14 protein-coding genes are annotated in these 12,422 nt (G+C 30.1%); 8 read left to right on the plus strand and 6 right to left on the minus strand.

Annotated elements, in window-relative coordinates:
• The first annotated feature begins 2 nt into the window (after positions 1-2).
• Complete coding sequence (locus ABGB03_RS04280) at positions 3-899, plus strand: hypothetical protein (RefSeq protein ID WP_347925119.1); 897 nt, start codon at positions 3-5, stop codon at positions 897-899.
• A gap of 274 nt (positions 900-1,173) precedes the next feature.
• Positions 1,174-1,989: an alpha/beta hydrolase-fold protein gene (locus tag ABGB03_RS04285; RefSeq protein WP_347925120.1), complete on the plus strand. Its 816-nt coding sequence runs from the start codon at positions 1,174-1,176 to the stop codon at positions 1,987-1,989.
• Positions 1,990-2,221: 232 nt separating this feature from the next.
• Here ABGB03_RS04285 and ABGB03_RS04290 read toward each other — a convergent pair whose 3' ends face one another.
• On the minus strand, positions 2,222-3,070 hold the full coding sequence (locus ABGB03_RS04290; protein WP_347925121.1) for a DUF2807 domain-containing protein: 849 nt from the start codon (positions 3,068-3,070) through the stop codon (positions 2,222-2,224).
• Positions 3,071-3,436: 366 nt separating this feature from the next.
• Between ABGB03_RS04290 and ABGB03_RS04295 the strand changes: the two genes are divergently transcribed.
• The 3 genes from ABGB03_RS04295 (at position 3,437) to ABGB03_RS04305 (ending at position 6,024) form a co-directional block, all read left to right on the plus strand.
• Positions 3,437-4,024, plus strand: coding sequence for a YceI family protein (locus ABGB03_RS04295; protein ID WP_347925122.1), 588 nt, complete (start codon positions 3,437-3,439; stop codon positions 4,022-4,024).
• A 24-nt stretch (positions 4,025-4,048) separates the two neighbouring features.
• Complete coding sequence (locus ABGB03_RS04300; protein WP_347925124.1) at positions 4,049-5,329, plus strand: hypothetical protein; 1,281 nt, start codon at positions 4,049-4,051, stop codon at positions 5,327-5,329.
• Between the two features lie 107 nt (positions 5,330-5,436).
• A complete protein-coding gene (locus ABGB03_RS04305) occupies positions 5,437-6,024 on the plus strand; it encodes a hypothetical protein (RefSeq protein ID WP_347925126.1) in 588 nt (195 codons plus the stop codon).
• A 108-nt stretch (positions 6,025-6,132) separates the two neighbouring features.
• Here ABGB03_RS04305 and ABGB03_RS04310 read toward each other — a convergent pair whose 3' ends face one another.
• From ABGB03_RS04310 to ABGB03_RS04325, 4 genes are all read right to left on the minus strand, one after another.
• Positions 6,133-6,861, minus strand: a complete 729-nt coding sequence (locus tag ABGB03_RS04310) for a head GIN domain-containing protein (protein ID WP_347925128.1) — start codon at positions 6,859-6,861, stop codon at positions 6,133-6,135.
• A gap of 100 nt (positions 6,862-6,961) precedes the next feature.
• Entirely contained in the window at positions 6,962-8,686 is a 1,725-nt protein-coding gene (locus ABGB03_RS04315) for a PspC domain-containing protein (protein ID WP_347925130.1), read from the minus strand.
• Positions 8,683-9,024 carry a PadR family transcriptional regulator gene (locus tag ABGB03_RS04320; protein ID WP_347925132.1) on the minus strand — a complete coding sequence of 114 codons (342 nt, stop codon included), beginning with the start codon at positions 9,022-9,024 and terminating at the stop codon, positions 8,683-8,685. Before ABGB03_RS04320 ends, ABGB03_RS04315 begins: the two co-directional genes overlap by 4 nt.
• Positions 9,025-9,154: 130 nt before the next feature.
• A complete protein-coding gene (locus ABGB03_RS04325) occupies positions 9,155-9,613 on the minus strand; it encodes a DUF4870 domain-containing protein (RefSeq protein ID WP_347925133.1) in 459 nt (152 codons plus the stop codon).
• A 142-nt stretch (positions 9,614-9,755) separates the two neighbouring features.
• On the opposite strand from ABGB03_RS04325, the gene ABGB03_RS04330 reads away from it, so the two are divergent.
• From ABGB03_RS04330 to ABGB03_RS04340, 3 genes are all read left to right on the plus strand, one after another.
• Positions 9,756-10,211 (plus strand): DUF4442 domain-containing protein, encoded by a 456-nt coding sequence (locus ABGB03_RS04330; RefSeq protein ID WP_347925135.1) that lies wholly within the window; start codon positions 9,756-9,758, stop codon positions 10,209-10,211.
• Positions 10,212-10,271: 60 nt separating this feature from the next.
• Positions 10,272-11,072, plus strand: a complete 801-nt coding sequence (locus ABGB03_RS04335) for a TIGR00266 family protein (RefSeq protein WP_347925137.1) — start codon at positions 10,272-10,274, stop codon at positions 11,070-11,072.
• Positions 11,073-11,250: 178 nt separating this feature from the next.
• Entirely contained in the window at positions 11,251-11,448 is a 198-nt protein-coding gene (locus tag ABGB03_RS04340; RefSeq protein WP_347925139.1) for a hypothetical protein, read from the plus strand.
• Positions 11,449-11,476: 28 nt separating this feature from the next.
• Here ABGB03_RS04340 and ABGB03_RS04345 read toward each other — a convergent pair whose 3' ends face one another.
• Complete coding sequence (locus ABGB03_RS04345) at positions 11,477-12,415, minus strand: LysR substrate-binding domain-containing protein (RefSeq protein ID WP_347925141.1); 939 nt, start codon at positions 12,413-12,415, stop codon at positions 11,477-11,479.
• Positions 12,416-12,422: the final 7 nt, after the last annotated feature.

Consider the following 12,422-nt stretch of genomic DNA (forward strand, 5'->3'; position numbering starts at 1 on the left):
AAATGAAAATATTATCTATATTATTACTGCTGTTCTTTTTTAGTTCAAATTCACGCTTTGACAACGTCAATAACATCAATGACAATGATATTTATTACACCTCAGAATCAAATTCTAAAGGTAGAGATATTTATAAAATGAGCGCCGATGGGAGTAATAAACAAAAACTTACTAAGAAAATAGGAAACGGGCATTATCCTCATAATATAAATCCGCAGATTTCGCCTGATGGTTCAAGAATTGTATTTCAAAGTGATCCTGATGGTCATGATAAATATACAATATGGACAATGAATACTGATGGTTCCAATCTAAAGAAAATTACTACAAAAGAAGGAATGTACCCAAATTGGAGTCCAAATGGTAAAAAAATAATATTTAGTGGACGAAGACATGGAGTTTGGGAAATTATACTTATTCCTAGTGAAGGAGGAATTGAAGAGTTACTTTCTGATAATAAAAACGAATCAATAAAACCAAATTGGGGAGCTGTTTGCAGTTTTCATCCAGATGGTAAGTCTATAGTTTATTCATATATCCGAGAAAACGTGTTGTATAGTCTTCATCTCGAATCAAAAACCAAAAAGAGATTAAGCCCTGAAGGAGAAAGCTTTACGCGTCCAATGTATTCTCCCGATGGTCTGAGCATAGCGGTTAACCGTAAAAAAGAAAAGGGCTATGATTTAATTATTATGTCGCCAAAAGGTAAAGAACTGGAAATTGTTGCTAAAAATATTATATCATACTCAAGTCCTTCTTGGTCGAAGTCTGGAAATGAATTATTATTTACTGGTAGCGTGAAAGGAAATCAAGAAATTTTCAAAATTAATTTGGGGACAAAAGAGGAGAAACAGTTGACCAATAATTTAGAATTTGATGCAATGCCAACTTGGAATTGACTATGAATTTTGAGGGCTAAAAGATTTTTCTCAATAAAATACGTAATGATATGCCAATACTTTATATAAAAAATATAGGAATTGGTATCAGTAAAAAGACTCTAGATATTTGCATTCTTAAAAATGACTCCTCAGAATACTTTATATGTGTTAACAAACCAGAAAACATGCTAAGTTAAAGGGTTTAAACTATTGAAACATGTAACAAAATCATACAGTAAACCGGTTTATCATAATAACCAATTGTCAAACAAAATAATAAACACAAATTCTAATGTCAAAATTTCATATTATAACTATTTATAGATTAGCAATATTTTATTTTCTTACTATAAACAACTATACTTTCGGGCAATCTTTAGTCACCATACCAAGTACGAACGAATTAACTCTAACTTCAAGTATAAATAAGATAGAATACAATCTACTCATTGCTTTACCATTTGATTATGAAAATTCCACAAAAGAATATCCTGTAATTTATTTACTTGATGCAAATGATGATTTTTCGTTACTTACAAGTATCTACAGACGATTACAATCTCCAAATGAGTTTAAAGAATATGTCATTGTAGGCATTAGCTATAAGCATTATCCAAAGTATCATCGAAGAGTAGATTATACTCCTTCAAAGGATGTAAAAGCAGAAAAATCAGGTGGTGCTCAAAAATTTGTCAATATTTTGTCAGACGAAGTTTTTCCAACAATTGAAAACAAATATCGCGTTAAAGAAAGCTCAAGAACACTTTTTGGACATTCATTAGGAGGCTTATTTTGCTCCTATTTACTCACTAATAATTCATCCTTATTTGACAATTATGTGGTATCGAGCCCTTCTGTATGGTGGGACAACTATTTTATTTTGAAAAATTTAAACTCATCATTTTCAAAAAAAGCAATTTTTCTATCCGTTGGATCGAATGAAACACCAATGATGCACGAATCCTACAACAAATTATCCAAATTTATAAACAACAATTTATTGACATCATCAAAGAAGGCTATCACTTTGAATGGAGAAAGCCACGCTTCAGCAAAAATTAGAGCATATACCGATGGACTTCGTTGGCTATTCAAAAATAGTTTATAGGTCTAATATAAATTGCTGAGAATCTCTTTATGACATCAATTTTAATAAAGCAGATAGCAATCACAAAAAAACTATATATAGTAACGTGTATAGTTCATTGCTTCTGATATTCCGAAAGAAAACATCTTAAATCACGAAGCGGTTTTTTCAAGTCTAAGAGATGTTTTTAAACTTGCACCTTATATCTAAAAAAATAAAATTTATTTTACGCCTTTTTATTATTTAAAAATATTTACTGTTTTTTCTGTTCCTTTTTATGAAGTTTAGCTGTATCAGCAAATTTGCTTAGTGTAATTTTTGGGTTGTCGTAAATATAAATCTCACTACTCCCTGAAACATTTATAAATAATTCTTCGTTGACATTTACCGCAACATGGCTATTGTCTTCGGATAGGATTTCGCAATTTATTGAGACTAGCTCTTTTCCTTCGATATTAGAAGAATTGCCTGCTCTTATTTTTAGTTTGTCTAAATGACCACGAACTTTAGCGTCAGACCTTTGATATAAGTCAATAAGCATCCCGTCTGCATTAATCAAAGCGTCTAATTTGCTATTATCACTAAGTTCAAACTTAGTTTCATTTGCTGTAACATTTAATTTTACTCTTGCTCTATCGCTGCTTTTTAGGTTAAAAGTTTGAGATTTAATATTTAAAAACGCTTTTGATGTCCCACTGCTTTTTACAGAAACATCATCTAAATTTATTGATGTTAGTGAACTAATTTCTCCATCATCAATCGTTTCAATGTTTTTTAAAGATGTTGTGTAAATAACTTTTATACTAAGTTTTTTACTTGAAGTAATTTTTTTAGTTGTTTTAAAGCTTAAAACACTATCGGCTACATTAAACTGAATAATGTCATGGAGATTGTCATCAGCTTCAATAAAAATTGAGGCACTTTCACCTTCAATAATATCTATGAAGAAATCTTCTCCAACCAAGATTTTGTTGAATGAATTTATTGGTGTTTCTTGAGTAGTTACATTTTTATTCCCTTTTATCTTTTCTTTCTTTTGAGCAAAAACTGCTGTATTATAGAGTAATATTAAAGCTAGTATAAATCCTTTTCTAAGCATCATAATCAAATTTGTGTTTAACAAATATATACAAAAAACCATCCTTATCATGTTAAAAGCTATTTGAGATAGTTTGGTTTTAATTATTATAATCTGTCTTTATCAAAAAAAGCATGTAGTAAATGGTTTATTAGACTATTTAGAGTATGTATTTTTAGGTTTAATAATTATTTTATTGAATTTTAATTTATTACATCAATATTGAATTGTTTGATTTGTGAAATATAACTACGATTTATTTAATTTTTAATGAAAATAATTCAATAAAAATGTTAAAAAATTAATTATTTGGTATTGGTTGATTATATGATAAAAGTCATCCTTTTTACTAGACTGTTTTAGGAACTTTAAAGTATAAAATCAAGCATCATGAAAAAATTAAGCATTTCAAAAGTAGCAGTATTTTTTATGTTATTGTTGAGCATTGAAGTATGCTCTCAAGATTATACCTTAAATAAGAGTAGCTCTACAATTACAGTTTCAGGAACTTCAAGCTTACATGATTGGGATGTAATTTCTAATGATTTTACTGGCCATATGAAGCTACAAGATGTTTTAAATGGTAAACTAGAATCTTTATATGTTAATGTGAATTCAGAAACATTAAAGAGTGGTAAAAAAGCTATGGATAAAAAGACATATAAAGCTTTAAGAACTGATGAATTTCCTAATGTAACATTTAGCTTGAACAGTGTAAAGTCGCAAAAAAGAATTGATAATTTGATATTCGAATTTAAGTTAACAGGGGACATGTCTATTTGTGGAGTAACTAATTCAGTTCCTTTAGATTTTTTGTTAACACTTAACGGAGATAGAATAAATATTACTGGTAGCTGTATAATAAAAATGACAGATTTTAAGATTGAACCACCCACTGCATTATTGGGAACTATTAAAACAGGCGACCAAATAACAATAAAATTTAATTCAAATTTTATAAAAAAACGAAGCAATTAAAAACAATTATAAAATACAAACATTATGAAAACAATATTTAAATACACGATGTACACTGTAGCTTTAATGTTCGCCCTGAATGTTTCAGCACAAAGTAGAAGCCTAGATAACTATAGGCAACCTGATAAAAGAGGTATAAATGATTTTGAGGCAAAAAAAGATTCCGCATCTACTTTTAGTGATTTGAAAGTTAGAATTGGTGGAGCTTCAACATTACAATATCAATCTTTAGCACAAGATAACTCTAGTAGTACAATTACACTTACAGACCTAGGTAAGAATTTTAATTTAGCGACTGCTAATTTAGATTTAGATGTTGCACTTTATGATGGTGTTAGAATGCATTTACGCACCTATTTATCATCTCAACACCACACAGAATCTTATGTAAAAGGTGGTTATATTCAAATTGATAAATTAAACTTTATTAGTGAAGGCTTCGCAAGCGATTTGATGAAGTATATGAGAATTAAAATTGGTCATATGGAAAATAACTATGGTGATGGTCATTTTAGAAGAAGTGATAATGCCATGGCGCTTCATAATCCATTTGTTGGAAATTATTTGATGGATGCTTTTACAACTGAAGTTGGTGCAGAAGTATACTATTTAAATAATGGTTGGTTAGGTATGGTTGGCTTTACTAATGGTAAATTAAACCAAAATGTAACTGATAAAGATCAAACTAGTCCGTCATTTTTAGCAAAATTTGGGTACGATAAGCAAACTAGTGATGATTTTCGTTTCCGTTTAACGGGATCACTTTTTCACAGTGCACATAATAATGCTAGAGGAATTTACCTATACAGTGGTGATAGAGCAGGTTCTCGTTATTATACTGTTATGTCTGGAAAAGATGGTACTGGAGCAACTGTTGGAGATGGATTTAGAGCTGGTAGAATTAATCCAGATTTAAAAAATGAGATGACCGCTTTCATGATTAACCCATTCTTTAAATATCAAGGTTTAGAATTCTTTGGAATTATTGAAACTGCAAAAGGAAAGAAACTCGGAGAGACTGACGAAAGAACTTGGAATCAATTTTCTGGTGAATTACTTTATAGATTTGGTGATAGCGAAAATGTATACCTAGGAACTAGATACAATTCTGTGAGTGGTGAGTTAACAACTGGTGACGATGTTAAAGTAAATAGATTTCAGTTAACGGCTGGTTGGTTTATGACAAAAAACATCTTGATGAAAGCTGAGTATGTTTCTCAAAAATATAAAGACTATCCTATTGGTGATATTCATGAAGGTGGTGAATTTAGTGGGTTGGTGTTAGAAGCTGCAATTAGTTTCTAAAGTTAATTCATTGATTATAGTTATATAAACGAGTTTTAAATTTAGACTTATTTTTAAAACTCGTTTAGTATTATTAAATTTAAAGCGAAGTACTTATTCATATTAAAATGAAAAATTTATTAATTAGTTTTTTTTGTTTTTTGATGCTTGGTTTTACAACTAATAACACTGATTATAAAATTGCTTCATATATCATTCAAGGAAATAGTAAGTTAGGAATAAAGGGAACAACAAATATCAGTCAATTTAGTTGTGACTTAGCTTTTAGTGATATAAACTCAGAAGTTAAGACTTTTTATAAAAAAGAAGGAGATAAAATTAAATTTATAGACTCGCGATTAGAATTGTCTAACTCTTGTTTCGATTGTGGGAGTAAAATGATAAATAATGATTTTTTAGATATGCTAGATACTAAAAATCATCCTTATATAACTTTAGAGTTAAAAGAAATTATAATAAACCCTAAAAAAGATAATGAAATTATTGCTTTAACAAATATTAATATAGCAGGAACTTCTAGATTTTATAGTATTTGGCTAGATGTTGATAATTCTAAATTATTAAACGCCACAGGATGTCTGAATTTAAAATTAAGTGATTTTAAATTGAAGCCTCCAAAGAAGGTTTTAGGATTAGTAATTGTTGAAGATGAAATTGAAATAGCACTAGACTTAAATATAACTGCTTTAAAATAGAATGCTTTTACAGCATAAAAAACCATCCCAAAGTTATATTTTACTTTGGAATGGTTAAACATGATTGATTAGTATACCCCTTTTAAAGAGTATATTTTTTTGATTGGTTTAATGTTTACGTACGCTACCCGAAACACCATCTTTTTTTGTGACTTTTTCTGGGTTTCCATAGTACTTAATATCTGCACCACTAGTAGCTTTAGCATATAATTCTTGTGAGGTATTTACTGTTATATCTGCACCACTTGTAGCTCTTGCTTCACTAATTTTTGCTTTTAAATTTCCAGCTTTTATATCACTTCCGCTAGTAGCTTCAGCGTATAATTTATTTGTTGTTCCAGAAACTCTCAGGTCACTACCACTTGTAGAGCTACAATTGACTACTTGTGTATTAATGTCTAATTCCATATCGCTTCCACTAGTAGTAGATAATTCTAAATTATCTGCTACAATTGTATTGGTTGAGTATACATCGCTTCCACTAGTTGCTGTAATCTTAGAAATATTTTCAAAGCTCAACATTACTTTTTTAGTTTTTGAGTAGCTTATGTTTTCATTGGTAGTAATACGTAATATGCCATTTTCCACTTCAGTAACAATAATGTCATGTAAATTTTCGTCTGCTTCTACGCTTAAGCTTACTTCATCGCTTTGTGTTAAGTACACATCCATTCCTCTACTTACTTTAATTTCGGTAAAATCTTCATTAAGAAATCGCTCAGCGGTTTCAACATTTCCGTTGCCTCTAACTCCAAAACCACTTCCAAAATCGAAGTTGCATGAAACCAGTAATATGCTTACAATTAGGGCTGTGATAAATTTTGATATAGTTGTCATAATTTGATTTGATTGATTTTATATTTTTTGTAAATATCTATGTTATTAAATGGTCTACAATTTGTTTTATTCTGAATTGTAGAATTTTGTTTCCAAACTGTTAATTATCTGTCGACTTTATTGTAATACCACTAGAATCTATAGTAGCTTTTACTTCTCCATCTTTATACTCAATTTTGTTTCTATCTATTTCTAAAGCTCCTTTATCGTCTTTAATTTCTATAATTGATTCTTCATCGTCACAATCTAAGCATTCAACATCATTATATTTTATTTTTAAATAATGGTTTTCTTTATTACGCGATATAATATCTGATGAATATCTCCAGCTTCTAAAGTTGCGAGTGCTTTTATCTGAATAAATGATACTTCCTTCTGGCATATATAAAGTGATGTTTACATCTTGGTCTCTAAATTTGTTATCGACATCTGTTAAGAAATAATTATCTAGCACTAATTTCCCATTGTTATAATCAAAATTGTATATAATTTCTTCAGCACGATTTCTTGCAGCTTGATAAGTTCTTCCTCTGGCATCTTTTACAATTTTCATATACGCAACAGAGTCACTAGTTGATCTTACTGAAAATCTTACATCTGATGAGTAAATTTGCTTTACATCGTTTTCATTATAAACAATATCAAAATCATTGCTTCTATAATTGTTACGTGCATATTTCTCATTATTAACCATCTCTACAAATAAGGTGTCATTTGCTTTTACATTCAATTCTATATTATCGGTAAATTCACCTTCCCTTGCAAATTCTGCTACTTCTCTTGCTCCAAAAATTGCTAAAGTTACTATAGAAGCCAACCATAAGGCTAACATTGTAAAGTTCGCAGTTCGTCCAATAGATTTAAGGTTGTCGACTAATATTTTTAAGCCAAGTATAAAGATGTAAAAAAATGGTATTCCTACTGCAAAAAGCACTAATAATGATACTACCCAAATTGGTAAGGTTGATGAATAAAAGGTGTCTGCTAATTCTATACCATCAAAATGAAATAAATCTACCACACCTACTGAAAGTAAACCTACAATAAGCGAAATCAATGTTGTAGCACCAATAATAATTAAGATAACACCTATAAATTTGGCAAAAATCTTAAAGAAAAACATAATTATATTTCCAAGGGCGTCGAAAAATGAGCGAGATTTGGTTTTAATTTTATCACCAGTTTTATTGTAATCACCGCTTTTTAATTTGTCTGTAACTTCATCCAAACTATTTTTAACATTACTAAACCCTTCTTTTACCTTTTCTTCTATATTAGTAATGTTAACTGGCTTTCCCGACATTGCCAGTTTTTCAGACGTTGTTTCGGCTGCTGGCATTAATATCCATAGTAAAATATAAACAAGTATTCCTGTTCCTGCACCAAAAAATAATAGTACCCAAATAAGTCTAATCCATAGTGGTTCAATACCAAAATAATGGCTTAAACCAGATGAAACTCCACCTATATATGCGTTTTCGGTATCTCTATATAGTTTTCTTGTAGAGTTTGTTCTAGAAGACGTGTAAGATTGTTTTGGCTCATCTTCAAATATTTCTTCATCTACCATGTAGTCTTCGGGTTGTCCCATGATGGTAATAACCTCGTCTACTTCTTTTATAGAGACTACTTGTTTGTCGTTTTCAACACGCTCATTAAAAAGCTCTGCAATACGTATTTCTATATCTGCAATTATTTCATTTCGACCTTGTGAGTCTGTAAATGAACGTTTAATAGCCTCAAGGTAGCGTTGTAACTTTTGGTAAGCATCTTCATCTATGTGGAAGAATGTACCTGCTAAATTTATATTGACTGTTTTATTCATTTTTTTGTTATTTTTTGTCTTGTTACTAGGTTAACTGCGTTTTGTAATTCGCTCCAAGTGGTATTTAATTCGGTTAAAAATAATTTACCTGTTTCGGTTAAACCATAATATTTTCTTGGAGGGCCAGATGTTGATTCTTCCCAGCGATAGTTGAGTAGACCTGCATTTTTTAAACGCGTAAGCAACGGATAAATGGTGCCTTCAACAACTAGCATTTTTGCGTCTTTTAAAGTGTCTAGAATTTCTGCAACATACGCATCGTCATCTTTTAAGATCGATAGTATGCAGTACTCTAAAACGCCTTTACGCATTTGTGCTTTTGTGTTTTCTATCTTCATGTGTTCATTTTTGTTTTTGTTCTAATAACATATCAAAATTGATTAGGTCTTGTGATATTAGAATTAAAGTTTTTAAATAACTGTTCATTTTTTGATTGATGATTGATTGATAATTGATTGATGATTTGTTTTATTTTAAAAAATTGATTGTTAGTGGGTATTTATAAGGTTCCCCTTGATTGGCTTTACTGGTTGCTATAATAATGAAAATGATTTCAAGTATAAACGCTGCAATTACCAAAAGACCAGCCAAAATTGAAAATATAATTACATTATAACTATCGTGACTAGACAAATGGAAGTTAAAATCAAAATCATAGGTTTGCCAAAATTCAGGAAAATCTATATGGTTTAAAACCCCAAATAAAAATAATGGTATTGTAATAGCTCCTATAAAAAAAGTATAAAGCAATATACTTAACTGAAAATTGATAGCTTGTTTACCATGCTTGTCAACAAATTCAGATTTATCTTTATTCATTGTCCAAAAAATTAAAGGCATAATAAAATTACCTAATGGAAATATGAACTTTGATAATGCAGATAAATGTATAACTGCAGCAACATTTTTATGGTGGTTTGATAACATAATTTAAAACATATAATAGTTTCTTATGCAAATATATATCTAAAAAAAGGTATTATGCAATACAAAGTACTAAAAATTAACATAAATTTAACAAATTGTCATGTCGTTTATTTTCAATATTTTTGTTATAAATACAATGTAGATGACTCTAACTCCTAGTAAAATCAATACTTTTTTAATGTTTAAGCTGCCGTCGGCATATATATGTGGTGTTCGAGTGAAATTATTAGAAAAGCAAAAATGTATTACTACAGTAAGGCATAAATGGATTAATCAAAACCCTTTTAAATCTTTATTTTGGGCAGTTCAAGGTATGGCAGCCGAACTTTCTACAGGCGCAATAATTATTAGTAAGATTAAGCAAAGTGAAAGAAATATAGCTATGTTGTTAGTAAAGAATGAAGCTAGCTACTCTAAAAAAGCAACGGGAAGAATAACTTTTGAATGTCAGGAAGGGTTTTTGGTAGATTCGGTTATAGAACAAGCTATTAAAACAGGAGAAGGCCAAACAGTAACGCTTAATGTTATTGGAAGTGATAGCGAAAATGAAGAAGTTTCAAGATTTAGTTTTACTTGGTCTATGAAAGTTAGAGCATAATTGTAACAAAAATCAAAACAAATCAACAAATAAGCGAATTAATAAATAAACAATATTAAAATGACAGCACACGAAATAGATTATAGAATATACGGAGAAGAAATGCAATATGTGGAAATTGAATTAGATCCTCAAGAAGGTGTCGTAGCTGAAGCAGGAAGTTTTATGATGATGGACGATGGTATAAAAATGGAAACCATTTTTGGAGATGGTTCACAAAAAGATTCAGGATTTCTCGGGAAAATACTTGGCGCAGGAAAACGTATCCTAACAGGAGAAAGTTTGTTTATGACTGCATTTTATAACACGCTAAGTGGTAAAAGAAATGTATCTTTCGCATCTCCTTATCCTGGGAAAATTATACCAATTGATCTCACAGAGTTTAGAGGAAAATTCGTTTGTCAAAAAGATGCATTTTTATGTGCAGCAAAAGGTGTAAGTGTTGGCATTGAATTTAGTAAAAAACTTGGGCGTGGCTTATTTGGTGGCGAAGGATTCATCATGCAAAAACTAGAAGGAGATGGAATGGCATTTGTGCATGCTGGAGGGACTATGTCTAAAAAAGTGTTGCAATCGGGAGAAACATTAAAGGTTGATACTGGTTGCATTGTTGGATTTACTCAAGATGTAGATTATGATATCGAATTTGTTGGTGGCATAAAAAATACAGTTTTTGGTGGTGAGGGTTTATTCTTTGCAAAGCTTCAAGGTCCAGGAACGGTTTATATACAATCCTTGCCATTTAGTAGATTAGCTGGACGTGTGTTAGCAACAGCTCCAAAAGGAGGTGGAAAGAGTAGAGGAGAAGGAAGCATCTTAGGAGGGATTGGAGATATCTTGGATGGAGATAATAGATTTTAATTATTTATCTAAAAACCAACTGATTTTCAATCATTTATGTTTTTAAGGCTGTTAAATATTCTACAAAAAATATTTTCAATCGTTTTTTTTTATACATTTAGAAGTATAAAAATATAAACAAACAGCCTATAGATACATTTTTACTTTTTATTATTTAACAATAAAACCTAAGTAACTTATGGCAAGAGCAATGTTTGAGTACACTAAAACAGTACTTAATAAAGTTAGTTTTGACGCTACGTTGTTCTGTAGAGAACTTGAAAAAGCACTTCAACGATTATTACCTTATGAAATTGAGGAGTTGAAAATTTTTATTAATTCTCTAATACAGCAGAACCCAGAATTAAATAAGTGTTTAATTTATTTAAAAGCATAAATAAAAGCGACTCATTTGAGTCGCTTTTTTATTTTGGTAATGGGCTAATAATATTGACATTATGAAAAGCAATAGCTCCTCTAATAATTCCAGAAATAGCATTATGCAAAGCTTCAATAATTTGCATTTTTAATTCACTTTTGTGATAAATAATACTAACCTCTCTAGCAGGAACTGGGTCATTAAAATGATGTAAATTCTCTTTCTCTTTTTCTTTAATATCTAAAGTGTTTAAATATGGCAATAAAGTCATACCTAAGCCTTCATTTGAAAGTTTAACCAACATTTCTATGCTTCCGCTTTCTAGCTGAAAAGTCTCATCCTCTTGCTGTTTAAACGACTTACATAAGTTAATAACACCATCTCTAAAACAGTGACCATCTTCAAGGAGTAGCATGTCTTCAATCTCTAAATCTGAAGTGTCAATTTTTTTCTTGTCGTGTAAACGATGTCCTTGAGGAATATAGCATACAAAAGGTTCGTAATAAAGAGGACGCTCTTTAATGGATTCATTTTCTAATGGTGTGGCTGCAATGGCAGCATCCAAGTGACCATCATTAATACGCTGCATAATTTCATCAGTAGTTAGCTCTTCAATTTTCAACTTAACTTTTGGGTAACGTTTAATAAAGGTTTTTAAAAACATAGGTAATAAAGTAGGCATGATAGTAGGAATGATTCCTAATCTAAACTCACCACCAATAAATCCTTTTTGTTGATCTACTATATCTTTAATTCTATCGGCTTCATCTACAATATTTTTTGCTTGAGCTACTATTTTTTTTCCAATTTCTGTAAGTTCAATAGGCTTCTTACTTCTATCAAAAATTTGAATATCTAGTTGGTCTTCAAGTTTTTGAATTTGCATACTCAATGTAGGTTGAGTTACAAAGCATTTTTCAGCAGCTTTAGTGAAATTTTGATGTTCAGCTACAGCTAAAACATAGTATAATTGTGTAATTGTCATGCTTATA

This window comes from Pontimicrobium sp. SW4, from assembly GCF_039954625.1.
Taxonomy (GTDB): Bacteria; Bacteroidota; Bacteroidia; order Flavobacteriales; family Flavobacteriaceae; genus Pontimicrobium.